This is a genomic window from Yersinia thracica (genome assembly GCF_902170565.1).
Taxonomy (GTDB): Bacteria; Pseudomonadota; Gammaproteobacteria; order Enterobacterales; family Enterobacteriaceae; genus Yersinia; species Yersinia thracica.
Genome location: NZ_CABHXX010000069.1, coordinates 26,703 through 44,252, shown reverse-complemented (window position 1 = coordinate 44,252; position 17,550 = coordinate 26,703). Strand labels below are relative to the sequence as shown.

The following is a 17,550-nucleotide window of genomic DNA, read 5'->3' as shown; positions in this document are numbered from 1 at the left end:
CAGGTTGTGGAGAGGATTATTTCTTTTCCACAGCCTGAATCTGGCAATGACCTATCGAGCAGTTAACATGACGAATGATCATCTGACCAAAATCATCCATATAGCCGATGCTATAATGGTCACCATTATATCCGGGAGTCTCGATGGACTCAGTGTTAAATGGCGCAATCATGACACTGTCAAAACCGGGGAAATTACCGTGATTATCCTGATTTAAATGCCCTAGCGTGACGTAATACGGCGTAGGATTATGAATTTTAAGCATTTCTCTTTGTTGGCTAAACTGTAATTTCTCCTGCCAGACATTCTTATAATCCGCTTTAATCGCCGCTGGTCGATAAAATAATTTTATTTTGCTTTGAATCGCTATTTGTACCGCATCAGTTATTTCACTCTTCGGCGGTATTTCCCGTACATTAAAATAGAACAAAGTTTCACGATCAGTGGCTAACTGCTCAACATCCGGTAGCGAAATAATGCGCACCAAGCTTTTCTGCCCCGTATCAATCCGCTGTATCGGGGGTAACACAGATAATGGGCTATCCACTTTTTGTCCGGCTGTATTTTCTAACCAAGCTTGCGCCAAATAAGGCGATGTCTCGCTTTTATTTTGCAAAACAATGCTGGCTGATGTGTCGGCACTATTGAAAATAATCCGCGTTCTGTCCAGATTGATTGCCGCCTGACTCACTCCCGTGCCAAGTAAAAGCGCTATTCCCATCAGGACGTTATTTAACTGATAGCTTTTTTTTATCAACATCGCGTTATTAAGGTCTTTCATGGTTTATTCCATTCCAATGTATATCGTCTTACCGTGAATAACGTTTTCCCTTAATAAGTATTTTCGGCCAATAAACTGTTTTAATGAATATTTTTCTCATTAACTTTTTAATCTACCGGAGCGGAAGTAAAATCTGGTCCCTTTTACTCCCTATGATGGCCGGATTTGGCATTCCTCTCAATTCAAAACCCGCTAATAATGAGGCCATACCCATATGGCGGAGGGCCGGAAATGACTCACAGTGCATTACTGATCATTGATGTTCAACAATCTTTCGAACATAAATCTTTTTGGCGGCAAGAAGACTTACCCGCTTTCTCTACAGCACTGAACCAACTGATTACGGGCTGTAAACAGCGGGGCATTGCGCTAGTGGATGTCTTCCATGTTGCTCCTGATGGCCCGTTTTCACTGGCTTCTGGCTATGTTAAGCCCATGTCGCTGGTGTCCCATCAAGCGGATGTCACCGTGCATAAACGGGTGCATAATGCACTGACTGACTCAGGGCTGGCTCAATGGCTTAAGGAGCGACAAATAAATCACCTGATTATTGCTGGCATGCGCACTGAACAATGTTGTGAAACCACAGCGCGCGTGGCGTCAGATTTGGGTTATCAAGTCACTTTTGTCACGGATGCCACATTGACGTTCCCTATGACTCAGCCTAATGGCATTGTTCTGAGCAGTGCTGAATTAAAATTACGCACCGCAACCGTGCTCATCGACCGGTTTGCTGCGGTTCATACCGTAGCAGAAACATTGCATGTCCTGGATGAATTATACAATAAGTGATATTTAACCAAAGAGCCTTATGTCCCTAGCATCAAAGTGGATATATCAACCGGTAACTGTGGATTAATAATGCAACGAAATGTCTATTTTCTCTTGCTGCCCGGCGTGTTATCGCTGGATTTAACCGGCCCCGCTGAAACGCTACGGCTGGCATGTTCATTTAAGTTGTTTTATATCAGTCCGTTACCAGAAGTAATGTCTTCCACTGAGATGATGTTGGGCCAGTTGCAGCCGCTGCCAGACAGCTTACCGGAAGGCAGTTTACTGGTGGTGCCGGGGGTGAGCGATTCGCGCCACTATTTTGCGACCGAGACTGCAACAATAGCTCGCCACTGGCTACAACAGCAGAAAGCCGCGATTACACAGCAAAAAACCATTCTAGTTTGTGTCTGTTCTGGGGCGTTGTTAGCCGCTCAAGCCGGGCTACTGGATGGCTACCAATGCACGACTCATCACCATGTGCTTGAACGGCTGCGCCAACAAGCTCCGGCGGCACAAACCAAAGAAAATCGTATTTTTGTGGAAGATCGCGGGGTCTACACCAGCGCGGGAATTACCGCCGGTATTGATCTCTCTTTGCATCTGATTAGCCGCTATTGTAGCCCGCAAACCGCGCTGGAAGTGGCCCGGGAGATGGTGGTTTATTTCCGCCGCTCGGGGGATGATCCCCAACTCTCACCGTGGTTACGTTACCGCAACCATCTCCACCCGGCGGTACATCGGGCGCAAGATGTGATGTCCGCAGCCCCCCAAGCGGAGTGGTCGCTGCTTCAAGTCGCGCAGAAAGCCCATGTCAGCAGCCGTCATTTAACCCGATTATTCCGCGAGCATGTCGGGATCAGTGTGCGAGAATTTCATGAGCAACTGCGGGTCGCCGTGGCTGAAGTCCGCCTGCAAGAGGGGTTTAATTTAGAGAAAGCGGCACTGGCGGCGGGGTTTTCCTCCGCCCGCCAGCTTCGACGCGCACAACAGCGCGGGCAGGTCACAGTTAACTGACTAATCGCCGCCGGTCAATGCACTGTAATCCCATTGAGAATAAGGTGCTCAGCGCCAGCGCTAATGCGAAGACATAGAAAATATCCAGCACCGGATGGCCAGTAAAATCATAATGATGGGTGCGGATAAAATGAATAATAAGCGCATGGAAACCGTAAATCGCTAGCGAATGCCCGGCAAGCCAACTCAACCAGGCAATAGGCTGATTCAGACAATTTTTAAACCACACCAGCAGTGATACCGCCGCAACAAAAACCAACGGGCCGCAGTACATATAGAAGGTATCCGCAAAGCTGCCATTGATTCGCGTCTGTTTCTCCGTTGAGATAGCAATAAATATCACACTCATAATAAACAACAATGCCGCGCCCCAACTGATGGCCCGCCCTCGCGTATCAAGCATGCCAATGGCCCGCCCCAGCAGCGCATACAATAAGTAATAGAAAGTATCGCCGTAGATATAGAGATTTATTGGCAATAAATGGAAGTCGCCAAAGGTGTATTGGCTGGTCTGCGGGTTAGCCACCACCGCCAGCAGCAGAATGACCACCGCCAGATAGCGACCTGATACCGGTTTAACATTAATCAGCGGTGAAACCAGGTAAACCACGATAATGGCGTAGAAAAACCATAAATGATAAAACACCGGTTTTTGCAGAATATTGTTCAGCGCCGCCCAACCATTGATGGGGGTCAGCGTCGAAATATAAATCAGTGCAATCAAGCTGTAGAACAACAAACACAGCCCAATGCGGGTAAAATGCTTTTTCTGCGCGCTTTTTTCACCAAAAAATAGATAACCGGAGATCATAAAGAACAAAGGCACACAAGCTCGAGAGGCCGAGTTCAGCAAATTGGCAATGTCCCAATTCACTTCTCCCACCTGCGCACCGCTAGTGACGTAATAAGTCGTGGCGTGGATCATGACCACCATAATGCAGGCGACGGCCCGCAAGTTATCAATCCAGCCTATCTTATTGGTCATGCATACTCTCAATCACCCGTTTGTATACTTAGAAGCGCCTAGTTATTTAGGACGCCAATAATCAGGTTGCAAACAATAACGTAAATTCGACTTATACCCAAAGTAAATGAAACTACATCAAGGACGAAAGGCATTACCCAAAATCTACGAAGGGTAATTGTTGCTATAACGTTACATTGACGGCAAAATAACCGCCCTAACACACTCAGATGCTATACTTTATCTGAATGTTTCATTTTTTTGTGTTTATTATTAACAACTTAACTTATGCAAACTTCATTTTCACCCGCGACGCGTTTAGGTCGACGGGCGCTTTTATTTCCCCTGTGTTTGGTATTATTCGAATTTACCACCTATATCGCTAACGATATGATTCAGCCCGGTATGCTGGCGGTGGTTGCCGATTTTAATGCCAGCATTGAGTGGGTTCCGACCTCCATGACAGCTTATTTGGCTGGCGGGATGTTTCTGCAATGGTTGCTGGGGCCATTATCGGATCGCCGTGGGCGTCGCCCGGTGATGCTGGTTGGCGTCGCATTTTTTGTGGCGACGTGCCTTGCCATATTATTGGTCACGTCAATTGAACAGTTTATCGCCATGCGCTTCCTGCAAGGGATCGGCCTGTGCTTTATCGGCGCTGTCGGTTACGCCACTATTCAGGAATCATTTGAAGAAGCGGTCTGTATTAAAATCACCGCACTGATGGCAAATGTGGCGTTAATTGCCCCGCTGCTCGGCCCCTTGGCCGGTGCCGCCTTGATACATGTCGCCCCGTGGCAATCCATGTTTGTGATATTCGCGGTGCTGGGTGCAATTTCATTTGCCGGATTGTGGCGTGCAATGCCAGAAACCGCCTCGCGCAAAGGGGAAAAACTGTCAGTGGGGGCGATGTGGCACGATTATAAGCAAGTGCTCGCCAACCGCCGTTTTCTGTGCGGCTCCCTGGCATTGGGCTTTGCCAGCTTGCCCCTGCTGGCATGGATTGCACAATCGCCAGTGATTCTGATCAGCGGTGAAAAATTATCTACTGTGGAATATGGCGTTTTGCAGGTGCCCATTTTCGGCGCACTGATTATCGGTAACCTGACACTGGCGAGACTCAGCGGCAAAACCTCAATTCCACAGCTTATCCGCTATGGCGCAGGCCCGATGATTATTGGCCTGATGATTGCCGCCGGCTCTACCCTCTATTCATCTCATGCTTATTTGTGGATGACGGCGGGATTGAGTCTCTATGCTTTTGGTATCGGCCTGGCGAACGCCGGTTTGGTGCGCCTAACCCTGTTCTCCAGCGATATCAGTAAAGGCACTGTGTCGGCGGCCATGGGGATGATCAGTATGATGGTCTTCACCTTGGGAATTGAGTTCGCCAAAGTGGCCTATTTGTGGGGCAACAGCGGAGTCTTTAATCTGTTCAATCTCATCAGTGGCCTGCTGTGGCTGGGCTTGGTGATGATTTTTATCCGTAAACAGCCGGAGACATTGGCTACAGAGTAGTCTATATCTTTCGGCCCGCTATCTGGAACAATGCCACTGCGTAGCGATAAAACTGTTAATTAAAGAGACTTTTAATGACTGCCTATGTTATTAAAGAGTTGTTTAATAACGTTTGGTCTTATTAAAGGGGTCTTTAATGAAGCGTGTATCTGGTCGATTTGTGACAACCCATAGCCATCAGGAAGTCGTCAATGCCTTTGTGCCAGCGTCTTTACCGCCATCTGCCCCTGACCTAGACTCGATATCGTATCAAGAACTCAACAACAAGGCTGAGCTTGCTCTGGCCAGACTGTCAGGCATGTCCGGTCTGGTTACATCAGGAGAATGGCTCATCTACAGCGCAATACGGCGAGAAGCGTTGCTCACTTCACAGCTTGAAGGAACTCAGGCGACGCTGACAGATGTTTTTGATGAAGAAGCAGGGTTGCCTGTAACAAATGCGGATGATGTTGAGGAAGTTACTCAATATCTGCAAGCGTTCAGATTTGTTCGTGGACAGATAAGTTCTCCAACTGGATTACCTGTATCAGTTCGCTTGCTAATGGAAGCCCACAAAGTTCTTCTGGATGGTGTTCGTGGTGCGAATAAGCAGCCAGGTAGTGTGCGAACCAGTCAGAACTGGATTGGCGGTACACGCCCAGGCAATGCGTTGTATGTCCCCCCCCCTCCAGAGGAAGTCGGCAATTTACTGGCAGACCTTGAACTTTTTATACACGACGAAAAATCAGCATTGCCGCCATTGGTAAGGATAGCTTTGGTACATGCTCAGTTTGAAACTATTCACCCTTTTCTTGATGGTAATGGGCGCATCGGCCGTTTGCTAATAGCCATGTTACTTGAAGCATGGAATATTTTGCCTGAACCCTTATTGTATGTATCAGGGTATCTGAAGACTCATCAGGCAGAATACTATCGTTGTTTGTCAGAGATAAGGAGTAATGGAGATTGGGAGTCGTGGGTATTATTCTTTCTTGAATGGGTTGAATTTGCTGCAGAAGAAGCACAGCGGAGCATCATTCAGATAGCTTCGCTAATCGCAATAGACAGAAAGAAAGTTCTCAGCATTGCATCAAGTACTTTGCCAACGTTGCGCCTTTTTGAGTTATTACCAACAATGCCAAAATTGACCGTAGAACGAGCTCAGGTGGAGTTAGACGTTACATTTCCTACTGCGAACACGGCCATCAGAACACTTGTAAATGCAGGTGTACTTGTGGAAACAACGGGTCGGATGAGAGGTAAAACCTACGTCTATCAGGCTTATGTAGATATATTACGTAATGAATAAAAGTGATGTGGGCGATATAAGCGGCAAGGCGAGCTGCAGTAAGCAAACCTGTTGGCACCAGATGTTTATATTTCTCCTGCCATGGGTTACTATGCTCGCCGTTATTGTCAATCTCGGCCATGTTTATCGAGTTCAGCCCTTGGCGCAACTCCCGAGCTTGTTCGCGCGTCACGAAGACCATTTCCAAATTAAAGCCATCCAGAATACGCAGCAGAGTGGAAATATTGATATCTCCACCTTTTTCAAACTTAGAACCTGTTGTTGCGTCATGCCATTAACCAGCCGCATATCAGATTGTTTGGGTTTCTGCTGCTGACGGATACCTTTTATTTCCTCTGCAATCTCTGCCAGTGTTCTCATGCTAGATAAATGAGATAGTCAATTCCCAGCAGAGAACAGCCCGCTGTCGCGCAGAAAATGGTCATTGCCCCGGCGGCGGGTGAAGCCACTGCGGTCAAAGAATTCAAGAATTTGAATCGCCAATTTGCGACCGATACCCAGTCTGTCACGAAAATCCGCGGCACTGGCACTGCCTTGGCTGGCATCCAGCTCACGAATTAAATCAGCAAACTGCTCAATACGCTGGCTCAGATAATAGCGATCGGGAACAATTGCCGTGATGTAGCCCAGTTGTGCGGCCTTGCGTAATAAGCTGCGCATTTCGCTTTCATCCATTGCCAACTCTGCGGCTAAATCACGTACCCACCAGGGTAAATCAACAAAATAGGGGGCAACTTGCTGCCATCGTGCTTGTTCTTGCGCGGTAAATCCTAATCCATGTTCGGGCAGGTGCAGCCAGCCGCGAGTATTCTTTAGCGTGCCCTGTGTCAGCAAATTATCAATCAAACGAAACACTAAATTTTCATCCAGTGTCGGCAATGCCATGCGCCGCAAACGTGCCCGGCCCAGCCCTAACTGGTCACTATGCTGTTGATGATACAAACATAAAACATGTAATAAGGTTTGTTGCGCTTGCTGGGCATGCGGGCTCGACAATGCAATATCGCCGGCAATAACGCAGTCAGTCTCTGCCAATAATGCGGCCATATTATGGCTGCTAAGCTGGCGCGCCCAACTGAACTTACTCACAGAAATCGGCCCTTGCGCCAAATGCAACTCCAGCACTTCAGTGTCTGTTGTTGCTTGCGCTAACGCGGTTAACCACGCCAAAAAGGCCGGTTGCCGCTTACCTCGTTTTGGTACTGCCAGGTGGATAACCCGCGCGGCACCCAATGTCTTTTTCGCGGCAATATCCCGCAGGATCAGCCGGTCATTCTCAGCCAGCCATAGGGGGGTATCCAGCAATATCTCGGCCAGTATCCACTGGGATTTACCCTCCGGCTGAGTGCTGCTCAGCAGTGAAAAGCGCCCGGTAATATGGCTGGCGGCATGATGTAAATGCAGCGGTTGCCAATGCTGTATGGGTTCATCGGCATCGACAATAACCAAAACCCGATCAACGGATTCTGGCGGCTGTTGCGTTAATAGCCAGTCGCCGCGATTGATTTGTTGTTTGCTAATATCGCCGGTGATATTCAGCGCAATGCGCTGCCCCGCTTGCGCCTGTTGCGTATCTTGGTTTTGAGCATGAATGCCCCGCACCCGTACCGGGCAATCGCTGCCAGTGAGCCATAGGATATCGCCCACCGCCACCTTGCCCGCGAGTGCCGTCCCCGTGATCACTAAACCTGCGCCTTTCACACTGAATGCGCGGTCAATCGCCAGCCGAAAACGCCGCAGTAACCGGCTATTATTTTCATCTTGCTGGTGACATTGCGCCAGATGTTCGCGCAATTCGCTGATACCACGCTCGGTTGTAGCCGCAGTGACAAACAGAGTGACTTGCTCTGCCGACCAGCCTTGGGCCAACAGCTCAGCCATCACCTGTTGGCGAACTTGCTCAATCCGCTCGTCATCTACTCGGTCGGCTTTAGTTAGCGCGACAGTCAATATCGGCCGCCCCGTCAGCCGTAAAATCGCCAGATGCTCGCGAGTTTGCGCCATTACACCATCATCACAAGCCACCACCAGCAAAGCATGACTGATGCCGCCCACGCCAGCCAACATATTGGCGAGAAATTTCTCATGTCCGGGGACATCAATAAACCCAATGATGCTGTTATCAGGTTGTGGCCAATAGGCATAACCCAAGTCAATGGTCATTCCGCGCTGCTTTTCTTCCGGCAAGCGGTCAGCATTAACCCCGGTAATGGCCTGTAAAAGCGTGGTTTTACCGTGGTCGACATGTCCCGCGGTTGCAATAATCATGGTGCCAACTCCCTGAGCAACGCCGCCTCATCCTCCAGACAGCGCAAATCCAACCATAAGCGCCCATCGGCCACGCGGCCAATAATGGGTTTAGCCAAGCTACGCCAGCGTGTCGTCAATGCTTCCAGCGCACTGCCGCTGCCATCTTTAGGCGTAAATGTTACCGCCCAACTGGGTAACCGGTCTACAGGTAATGATCCACTGCCAATTTGCGACCAGCATGGCTCAACAGCCAGTGTAAAATCGACACCATAGCTGCCATTGAGTGCCGCCAACACCCGCTGGGCGCTCTCGGCAATATCCTGCGCCGGACGAGTCAGTAGCCGCAGGGTCGGTAACAATTCACTCAAGCGGTCGGGCTGCTGATAGAGGCGTAAAGTGGCGTCCAGCGCCGCCAATGTCATTTTATCGGCCCGCAATACCCGCTTGAGCGGATGCTGCTGTAATTGTTCAATCCACTGTTTTTTACCGAGAATTATCCCCGCCTGTGGGCCGCCAAGCAGTTTATCCCCCGAGAAAGTCACCAAATCGACCCCCGCCGCAATCAATTGCTGTGGCATCGGCTCAGCCGGTAAGCCGTAGCGGGTCATATCCACCAGCGAACCGCTACCCAGATCTGTCGCGGTTGGGATAGCAAATTCATGCCCCAAAGCCGCCAATTGTTGCTCCGGTACCGAGGCCGTAAAGCCCTCAATACTGTAATTGCTGGTGTGCACTTTCATCAGCAGGCTGGTGTGTTCATTAATCGCCTGGCGGTAATCTTTCAGATGGGTGCGGTTGGTGGTGCCAACTTCAACCAGGTCACAACCGGCCTGACGCATCACATCTGGAATGCGAAAAGCGCCGCCAATTTCGACCAATTCGCCGCGAGAAACCACCACCTGCTTCCCGGCGGCCATGACCGTCAGCATCAAAAATACTGCGGCGGCATTATTATTGACGATGCAAGCATCTTCCGCCCCGGTCAGTTCGCAGAGTAAATCGGCCACCGCGCGATCACGATGACCGCGACCCGCGCCACTCAGGGAATATTCGAGAGTTACCGCGCCACGCATGGCGTCAGTCACCGCAGCAATAGCGGATTCCGCTAAAGGTGCTCGTCCTAAATTAGTGTGTAAAACCGTGCCGGAGAGGTTAAAAACGGGTTTCAATGCGGGTTGACGTTGGTTTAATCGCTGACGTAAAGCCGCTGGCCAATCCGCGCACCAATCAGCCAATGTATGGAATTGACCAATATATTCACGGGCCTCGGCCTGCATCAAACGCAGGGTTTCAGTTAACAGAGCTGCGCCATATTCATCCAGCAAAGGGGCCATTTCTGGCGACCGCAACAAGCTGTCTATGGCGGGTAACTGACTGTAAAGATGATGGGATTCTGCGCTCATAGTCACTCAAATATTAGTGATAGTGAGGTCAAAAAGGCACCAGGCAGCAGCCTGATACTCTGACGAATTAATTAGTGAGACGTGATTAAATTTGTCACGCATTACACTAACGCTTAGTATTAAAAAACTCAGCACCGGTAAATTACCCTGATGGGTAAACAGCATAATGATAACCCTATCATTAAATCTATTCATCTGCTGTCGATTGACTGAAAGTTTCGGCTCAAAGGTTATCAACGAGTGCCAGCATACTATTATTACGGATAAGACACCCACATCACCAACATACAATGAACATGTAAAACAAATGGTTACATTGTGCCAAGGTAAATATGCGTTATAAGTGCTGACACATATCACCCCTTTAGACAAATGAGTAAAAGCCCTTTAAACAACTCGCTGGCATAAAATACACTAACATACTTTCCTTTTTTAGCCCCTGTACAACCTTGGTTAAGAATAGTCTCCTTTATTATGCCATTATGCTTTTTGTTATCAAAAAAACTCAAATTATAACTGAGTTCACTATAATGCTTTATTTAGTGACAATATTTTTTATTTTTTTGCATTTTTGAGAGGCATCAATGCGGAATCTAAAGAAGTTGACTACACTACGCTACAGTTTAAAATACCTGACTTTCATCGCTGGATTAAACTAATGCAAGGTAGTTCTATACAAGTCGCCCTAAAAGATATTATCGCTGCAATAAGACGTTTCTCATTAGTGGGAATGCTGGGTTGGCAGGACGTGAGACAACGGTATCGCCGATCAACATTAGGCCCCTTCTGGTTGACTATCAGTATGGGGGTAATAATTGGCACTATTGGTATAGTATTTGGTTCTATCTTTAGAGCACCACTTGCCGAGTTTTTGCCATTCCTCGCTTGCGGCATGATTCTTTGGACTTTTTTCACCACAACCGTCAATGAAGGCTGCGCTGGGTTTATAAGTGCAGAACGTGTAATCAAACAACTTCCAATACCTTTATTTGTGCATATATTAAGGATTATTTGGCGTAATATCCTTATATTAGGCCATAACATTGTTATCCTTCCTTTAGTATTTTTGGCTGTCGGTAAACCATTAACTATTTATGCTTTTCTTGCTATTCCCGGATTTATGCTAACTGTACTAAATTTAACATGGGTAGCACTTGTACTGGGTATATTGTGCGCAAGATATAGAGATCTCCCCCAAATTATTGCCAGCCTACTAAATGTAATATTTTATTTCACACCGATAATGTGGATGCCACATTTAGTACCAGAGAGAGTCGGGGTATATATTCTAGGATTTAACCCTGTTTTTCATCTGATCAATATTGTACGAGCTCCATTACTTGGCCAATTACCCGGAATGGTTAGTTGGGGTATAGCACTTGCACTTGCTGTGCTTGGATGGTCATTCGCACTTATAGTTTATGGGCGCTATAAGCGTCGAATCGCTTACTGGTTATAAGAAGACTTATATATGGCTTTTGTTGAGTTTAATAACGTTTGCGTAGATTTCCCTATTTACAATGCAGATGGTCGATCATTGAAAAAACGACTGCTGCAAGTGGCTACTGGTGGGCAGTTAGGTTCGGACCAACAAGGAAGAGTTGTTGTCCGTGCAATTGATAACTTATCATTTACACTTAAAGACGGCGATAGAGTCGGTCTTTTGGGGCATAATGGTGCCGGTAAAAGTACACTTCTTCGCCTACTAAGTGGTGCATATGAACCTTCATCAGGAACGGCAAAGACGTCTGGTGAAATTGGGTCACTGATCGATATTTCTCTCGGTATCGATGCTGAAGCGACTGGCAGAGAAAATATATATCTACGCGGTGGCCTATTAGGTCGTACTCGTGCAGAAATTACAGCTCGGTTAGATGAAATTATAGAATTTTCAGAATTAGGTGATTTCGTTGATATGCCGGTACGCACATACTCTACTGGTATGCATCTGCGTCTTGCTTTTGCTGTTTCTACTATTGTTCGTCCAGAAATTCTGTTGATGGATGAGTGGCTTTCCGTTGGTGATGAAGGGTTTAAACAAAAAGCGGAAACCCGACTAAGTGAAATGGTGCAAGCGACCAATATTTTAGTTATTGCATCTCATTCCAGAAGTCTAGTAATGAAAACATGTAATAGGGCAATATGGTTAGAACACGGGAAAGTTTTCATGGATGGAGATGTCGAATCAGTGTGTTCTCGCTATTTTGGTTAGAAAAATATAATATATGGGAAGGTTAATATGACCATTACATCCGAGTTATGTGAGTTTGTTGCAAAAACAGCTTCACGAGTAATGCTAGAGAAGAAACCTTTATGGGTTAGCGGAAATATCTCGGAGTTTGACCAACCACTACTGATGGGTCTCACCAAATTAACGCGCCCCAAAAAGGTTGTTGAAATCGGGGTCGCCAGTGGTTGGAGTGGGTGCATCTTTATGGATATTCTTGAGGCGAATCGTCAGCCAGCTGAATACATTGGCATCGACCTTTCCCCAACGTATTATCTCGACCCTTCAAGAAAAACTGGGGCAGCCATTTCAGAGTTATTTCCTAGCTCCCCAATTAACGCTAAACTCTTGCTTGGTTCTTTGGCTATTGATCTACAAAAAGAGATTGGTAAAGATGTAGATTTAGCATTTATTGACGGTGACCATATGCATCCTTGGGCGATATTAGATCTTTTGTCGTTAATGCCTACGCTTAGTCCATCTGCATATGTACTGCTACACGATTTAAATCTTTCTACCTATGAGCGACATAATCAAGCTAATAGAGGTCCGAAATATTTATATGAATGTTGGCCTTTTGAAAAACTTCATTCTTCGCAGAACCTACCCATGATCGGCGCTGTTAGAATGCCCCAAAGGATCGATGAGAAATTTCTTACGCTCCTACTAAATACGACCTATACACCTTGGGAAGCAAAGATTACTCCTTCAATCCTTGTGAAGATAGCCTCTTCTATAGGCAATGAGTATGGCCCTAGTTGGGAGAAAAAGTTTCAGCGAGCTTTTGATCAAATGAATTTGACTACAACCAATTTCACAAAAAGCAGTAGTCATCAAGATTTTATCGGGGAACTTATCCGCATTGTTTCCCGCCATCCAAATTCTCCCGCTCATTTAGAAATGCTACATTCTGCTACTTTTGTTTTCCCTGAATCGGCTAAACTATTCCACCATCTATCTGTATTACAATATCGAGCAGGAAATATTGAAGAAGCATTAACCTCATCATTACAGGCTGTTAATCTACCCGAAACAAGTGCTCATTATATTTCCTTTCTTGGGGAGTTATATCTAGCTTCAGGTAATTTAACACAGGCAGGTGAATATTTACGCAAAGCCATTCTATTGCAAGATGACGTTTCTATTTTTCACTATCGGCTGGCACTTATGTGCGAAAAATCTGGGCTTTTAAATGAAGCAATTAGCTCTGCGCGCAGAGCTAATCAATTAACATCCAATAATTCTGATTTTGAAAAACTGCTTCAACGTCTTTCAGACTAACAAGGGTAGTAGAGTACCTCTCGGGAATATCTAAATAGATAAACTGTATGCATAATAAATAATTACATTTCCTTATTAAAATTCAATAATATTATTTGGATATGCTTATTTCTGATTATTAAGTCGGGGTTTTATGAAAAACATAGTACATATCAAGATTTCTGACTCAGGTTGGATCCTTGAAAAACTAGCGAGTGAAATAACCAATCGATTGCACTACGTTAGTTTTGGTCTTGACACAGATAGCTCTGCTGAAATTCAATATTACATGACATACGGATGTCGGCAGGAAAGAGTTTCCCCTATTGAAGTCGCTTTATTTACCCACAAAGAGGAAGTGGCAGCCGCGGCCGCGAAATTTGATGCTGTTGCATCAGAGGTTGATTTTTGCATAGCACAATCGCTGAAAACAGAAGATATTATCCGTAAAATTGGTCTGACAAACGTCCAAACTATTTCTCCTGGCGTTGATTTAAATCGCTTCTCTCCAACAGTTCGCATTGGGGTCGTTGGCCGGACATACCATACAGGACGAAAAGGTGAAAAACTTGTTGCTCAAGTCATGGATATTCCTGGTATTGAATGGCATTTCACCGGTACAGGTTGGCCAGGTCCCGCCAGTTTTATTGACGAAGATAAACTGCCTGAATTTTATCGCTCACTAGATTATATACTTGTGCCTGCTTTAATTGAGGGCGGGCCTATGTGTGTACTTGAAGCTTTGGCAAGTGGCTGTAAAGTAATTGCTTCACCTGTTGGCTGGGTTCCACAATTTCCACATATTGAATTTAAACTGGGTGACGCTGCAGATTTACGCCGGGTTCTACTGCAAGTCGTTGAAGAAAAACTGGCATTAAGAAGAAGTGTTGAAGATTATACTTGGGAATCATGGGCCAAAAACCATCATAATCTTTTTAGTCAATTGCTAGGACGCGATCCCAGTTTAGATAAAAAAGAAAATCAACCACAGATACTAAATACTAAAATGAAAACTGTTAATACAACTAATAAACTCAGCGCACTTGTTGCGGTTCATGGCCAAGAAATGACGGCTTCGTTGGGCGGCCCTTCAATACGGGCACCGAAAACAGTCGCAGCTTTGCGCAATATTGGTTTAACGGCTGATTTTATCTCAAACCGTAATTTCTCCGTAGACAATGTCGATCTCGTTCATGTTTTGAATGTTTGGCATCCAACTGAATGTGAAGTATTACTAAGACAAATAGAAAAAAATAATCGACCCTCCGTACTTTCACCTATATTCCTTGATCTTTCTGAGTTAAATTTTTATAACATCAAAGTTAGGCAAATCCTGTCGAATAATGAAGACATTGTCGATGTTAACAAAGAGCTTTCCGCCTTACGGCGTGAAATCACGGCTCACCGAAAGAAACCGATGCTCGAACGTGAACCTCTTCCTAATTATTTTGCATCTGTGCGCCGTTTAGCCTCTTATGCCAATCATTTAATTCTATTAAGTGATCTTGAGAAAACACTACTTGAGCAAATTGGTATTTCGCATCCCTCAATAAGTATTGTCAAAAATCCAGTTGATGCTTCGGTATTTAATCACGGTGATCCCAAATTATTCAGAGAACTCATCGGGGTCGAAGATTATGTACTTTGTGTCGGTAGAATTGAATCTAGGAAGAACCAGGCACTTCTTGCACTCGCGTTACGAGACACTAATGTTCCACTGGTTCTTATCGGACACGAAGCTGATTCTGACTACGCTGAATTAATAAGAAAATGGGGCAGTGATAAAGTTATCTTTGCTGGCCGGGTTGAAGCTAACAGCCCAATGCTGGCTTCAGCATTTGCCGGTGCAAAAGTATTCTGTCTACCATCTTGGAGTGAAGGTGCGCCCTTAGTTGCCCTGGAAGCTGCAGCCGCAGGTTGTAATATGGTTCTGAGTAATCGATCATCAGAGTCAGAATATTTTGGTGATTTAGCCCGGTATATTGACCCAGCAAATCCTGATGACATACGAGCCAAAATTTTAGATGCGTGGAATGATTCCAATACACTCAAATCTGCGCGTTCAGAACAACTTAAAGAAAAAATGCGTACCCAGCATAGTTGGGGAAATTATGCAATCCAGACTAAAGATGCTTATGAATCAGCATTAAAAGTAGAAGCTGAGAAACCATTATCATTACCGACCATTGGACAAAGAAAGAAACGTATTTTTGTTGATTTAACAACAATGGCACACCATAGCGCCACGCCAACGGGTATTGCACGTGTTGAAAGCCGGCTAGCAAATGAATTGCATAAATATTATGGGTCAGAAATACATTATATTGTCTGGAACTCATTCTATCGTAAGTTTATCGAAGTCAGTTTCTCTGAATTTGAAAATGGTAATATATGCAATTTTGCTGGCAAAAAAAATGCCAGTACTAACGATAGTATTCCACGCTCTGTCTGTAATCTCCAAAAAGATGACATACTACTCGTCTTCGGTGGTGCATGGATAAGAAATACTCACTATCTAAAAGATCTATGGGCATTGAAACTGATGTTTGACATAACACTTGTCACTACAGTTTACGATGTTATTCAACATAAGCTGAAATTCTTATTCCCTGAAGGGGTTGGTGATCAATTTGCCGAAAATTGTCGTCAAATATTAACGATTTCTGACATGGTACTGACTTGCTCCAACCAAAGCCGCAAAGATATTGTGGACTTTTGCCTTGAAACTCAAACACCATTATGTCCAATTTCTGTTTTCAGATTAGGGGATGAAGCTGTTTATTCTAACCCTGAACCAGATGTTGAACTTCAGAGAGAAGGGCTAACAGATTTAGCAAGCGATGATAGATTTGTTATGTTTGTCAGTACGATTGATGTGCGAAAAAATCACTCTCTTTTACTGATGTTATGGAAAGGTTTGATCAGTGAATATGGTGATGCAGTACCTAAACTAGTCTTGGTTGGTCGCGTAGGTTGGCGTGGTGAAGAAGCAGTAAGTATCCTTAATGATAATCCAATCCTCAAAGATAAGGTTCTGATACTGCATGGCATTGAAGATGCGACTTTAGACTGGCTTTATACCCATTGTCTCTTCACTGTTTTCCCTTCTCGCTATGAAGGCTGGGGATTACCTGTCGCTGAAAGTTGCCGATATGGTAAGTTCTGTATTTCTTCAAATGCAGGTTCATTACCAGAAGTCGCACCTGACCATGCTGAATACATTGACCCCTTAGATTGTATTGCTTGGTATAAAGCATTGCAGAAATATTGTTTTAACCCTGAGTTATTGGCAGAAAAAACTCAACTAGCAAAAAGTTATGAACCAACAGACTGGCAATTAACTGCTAAGCAAGTAGTTGAATCAATAGATGATGTTCATACAACTAAGCGAATGTCTTCGTTAAATATTGGTGATAAAATCAGCTTTATACGCAATACTGAACCTCACTCACTGAAAAGCGATAAATTTACGCTCAAAGGTTGGTCTAACAGTGAGAATGGAGGTACCTGGACTGTCGGTAATCAAGCCTTCCTAGGATTCCAGTTTGATCAAGCCCATGTTAGTAATTTAGCCTTGTGTTTCTCTGCGTTCGGCTACTCTCCGGCAGGGGAAGCGATCAATGTGACCGTACTGGTTAATGATGTAATAGTCGCAAAATGGATTGTTCATGGCATCGCATCTGATCTCTTCGCTCCAATACCATTATCAGTGCTGCAATCATCCCGTAATTTAAAGGTTGAACTCAGGATAGAGAATCCTAAGTCTCCTTCGCAATTTGGCACGAATGATCGGCGTTTGCTGGGGTTACATGTTCGGAGCGCAAATCTTATTCAGCAGAAAGAAGCATCCATAATACCGTTATTGGTATCTACCATAAAAGCAAAATCACCCGCCATAATGATCCAGAAACCAAGTATTACACACAAGATCAAAAATCGATTGAGACGGCTTAAGAACGCGGTTAGTTAATAACATAAACTAATTTGCATTTATTTCTAAAGATCGGTGAGTTTAGAATGATATATTACCCCAAATGCTATGGAATGCGGGGTAATACATTATGCTTCACC

Annotated in this window: 12 protein-coding genes; 8 read left to right on the top strand and 4 right to left on the bottom strand. The window is 45.3% G+C overall.

Translation table 11 applies throughout. The features are described 5' to 3' along the window. Window positions 1-16: 16 nt before the first annotated feature. The gene (locus tag FTA91_RS08320) at window positions 17-781 is read right to left on the bottom strand and encodes a fimbrial biogenesis chaperone (RefSeq protein WP_145534772.1); all 765 of its coding nucleotides are present in this window, start codon (window positions 779-781) and stop codon (window positions 17-19) included. Between the two features lie 231 nt (window positions 782-1,012). On the opposite strand from FTA91_RS08320, the gene FTA91_RS08315 reads away from it, so the two are divergent. After that, the gene (locus FTA91_RS08315; protein WP_050112141.1) at window positions 1,013-1,573 is read left to right on the top strand and encodes an isochorismatase family protein; all 561 of its coding nucleotides are present in this window, start codon (window positions 1,013-1,015) and stop codon (window positions 1,571-1,573) included. 69 nt (window positions 1,574-1,642) lie between these two features. Continuing rightward, window positions 1,643-2,569, top strand: a complete 927-nt coding sequence (locus tag FTA91_RS08310; protein WP_050112142.1) for a GlxA family transcriptional regulator — start codon at window positions 1,643-1,645, stop codon at window positions 2,567-2,569. Here FTA91_RS08310 and FTA91_RS08305 read toward each other — a convergent pair. Beyond that, window positions 2,562-3,554: an acyltransferase gene (locus FTA91_RS08305; RefSeq protein ID WP_145583173.1), complete on the bottom strand. Its 993-nt coding sequence runs from the start codon at window positions 3,552-3,554 to the stop codon at window positions 2,562-2,564. The genes FTA91_RS08310 and FTA91_RS08305 overlap by 8 nt on opposite strands. A 267-nt stretch (window positions 3,555-3,821) precedes the next feature. Between FTA91_RS08305 and FTA91_RS08300 the strand changes: the two genes are divergently transcribed. Both FTA91_RS08300 and FTA91_RS08295 read left to right on the top strand, forming a co-directional pair. Then, window positions 3,822-5,051, top strand: coding sequence for an MFS transporter (locus FTA91_RS08300; RefSeq protein ID WP_145534770.1), 1,230 nt, complete (start codon window positions 3,822-3,824; stop codon window positions 5,049-5,051). A 136-nt stretch (window positions 5,052-5,187) separates the two neighbouring features. Then, on the top strand, window positions 5,188-6,339 hold the full coding sequence (locus FTA91_RS08295; RefSeq protein WP_145534767.1) for a Fic family protein: 1,152 nt from the start codon (window positions 5,188-5,190) through the stop codon (window positions 6,337-6,339). Window positions 6,340-6,717: 378 nt separating this feature from the next. Here FTA91_RS08295 and selB read toward each other — a convergent pair whose 3' ends face one another. Both selB and selA read right to left on the bottom strand, forming a co-directional pair. Then, entirely contained in the window at window positions 6,718-8,607 is a 1,890-nt protein-coding gene (gene selB, locus FTA91_RS08285; RefSeq protein ID WP_145534764.1) for a selenocysteine-specific translation elongation factor, read from the bottom strand. Continuing rightward, window positions 8,604-9,992, bottom strand: coding sequence for an L-seryl-tRNA(Sec) selenium transferase (gene selA, locus FTA91_RS08280; RefSeq protein WP_050112147.1), 1,389 nt, complete (start codon window positions 9,990-9,992; stop codon window positions 8,604-8,606). The genes selB and selA overlap by 4 nt, the downstream gene beginning before the upstream one ends. A gap of 658 nt (window positions 9,993-10,650) precedes the next feature. Between selA and FTA91_RS08275 the strand changes: the two genes are divergently transcribed. The 4 genes from FTA91_RS08275 to FTA91_RS08260 all read left to right on the top strand — a co-directional run bounded on the left by FTA91_RS08275 (window position 10,651) and on the right by FTA91_RS08260 (window position 17,449). Beyond that, on the top strand, window positions 10,651-11,451 hold the full coding sequence (locus FTA91_RS08275; protein ID WP_050112148.1) for an ABC transporter permease: 801 nt from the start codon (window positions 10,651-10,653) through the stop codon (window positions 11,449-11,451). 12 nt (window positions 11,452-11,463) lie between these two features. Beyond that, window positions 11,464-12,204, top strand: coding sequence for an ABC transporter ATP-binding protein (locus FTA91_RS08270; RefSeq protein ID WP_145534762.1), 741 nt, complete (start codon window positions 11,464-11,466; stop codon window positions 12,202-12,204). Window positions 12,205-12,231: 27 nt separating this feature from the next. Then, a complete protein-coding gene (locus tag FTA91_RS08265) occupies window positions 12,232-13,500 on the top strand; it encodes a class I SAM-dependent methyltransferase (protein WP_050112150.1) in 1,269 nt (422 codons plus the stop codon). A 133-nt stretch (window positions 13,501-13,633) separates the two neighbouring features. Further along, a complete protein-coding gene (locus FTA91_RS08260; RefSeq protein WP_145534756.1) occupies window positions 13,634-17,449 on the top strand; it encodes a glycosyltransferase in 3,816 nt (1,271 codons plus the stop codon). Window positions 17,450-17,550 lie beyond the last annotated feature (101 nt).

Bases quoted from the DNA above. Each gene is read 5' to 3' on its own strand.
- FTA91_RS08310 (WP_050112142.1), top strand. From the start codon at position 1,643: ATGCAACGAAATGTCTATTTTCTCTTGCTGCCCGGCGTGTTATCGCTG.
- FTA91_RS08295 (WP_145534767.1), top strand. From the start codon at position 5,188: ATGAAGCGTGTATCTGGTCGATTTGTGACAACCCATAGCCATCAGGAA.
- FTA91_RS08270 (WP_145534762.1), top strand. From the start codon at position 11,464: ATGGCTTTTGTTGAGTTTAATAACGTTTGCGTAGATTTCCCTATTTAC.
- FTA91_RS08275 (WP_050112148.1), top strand. From the start codon at position 10,651: ATGCAAGGTAGTTCTATACAAGTCGCCCTAAAAGATATTATCGCTGCA.
- FTA91_RS08320 (WP_145534772.1), bottom strand. From the start codon at position 781: ATGAAAGACCTTAATAACGCGATGTTGATAAAAAAAAGCTATCAGTTA.
- FTA91_RS08265 (WP_050112150.1), top strand. From the start codon at position 12,232: ATGACCATTACATCCGAGTTATGTGAGTTTGTTGCAAAAACAGCTTCA.
- selB (WP_145534764.1), bottom strand. From the start codon at position 8,607: ATGATTATTGCAACCGCGGGACATGTCGACCACGGTAAAACCACGCTT.
- FTA91_RS08300 (WP_145534770.1), top strand. From the start codon at position 3,822: ATGCAAACTTCATTTTCACCCGCGACGCGTTTAGGTCGACGGGCGCTT.
- selA (WP_050112147.1), bottom strand. From the start codon at position 9,992: ATGAGCGCAGAATCCCATCATCTTTACAGTCAGTTACCCGCCATAGAC.
- FTA91_RS08315 (WP_050112141.1), top strand. From the start codon at position 1,013: ATGACTCACAGTGCATTACTGATCATTGATGTTCAACAATCTTTCGAA.
- FTA91_RS08260 (WP_145534756.1), top strand. From the start codon at position 13,634: ATGAAAAACATAGTACATATCAAGATTTCTGACTCAGGTTGGATCCTT.
- FTA91_RS08305 (WP_145583173.1), bottom strand. From the start codon at position 3,554: ATGACCAATAAGATAGGCTGGATTGATAACTTGCGGGCCGTCGCCTGC.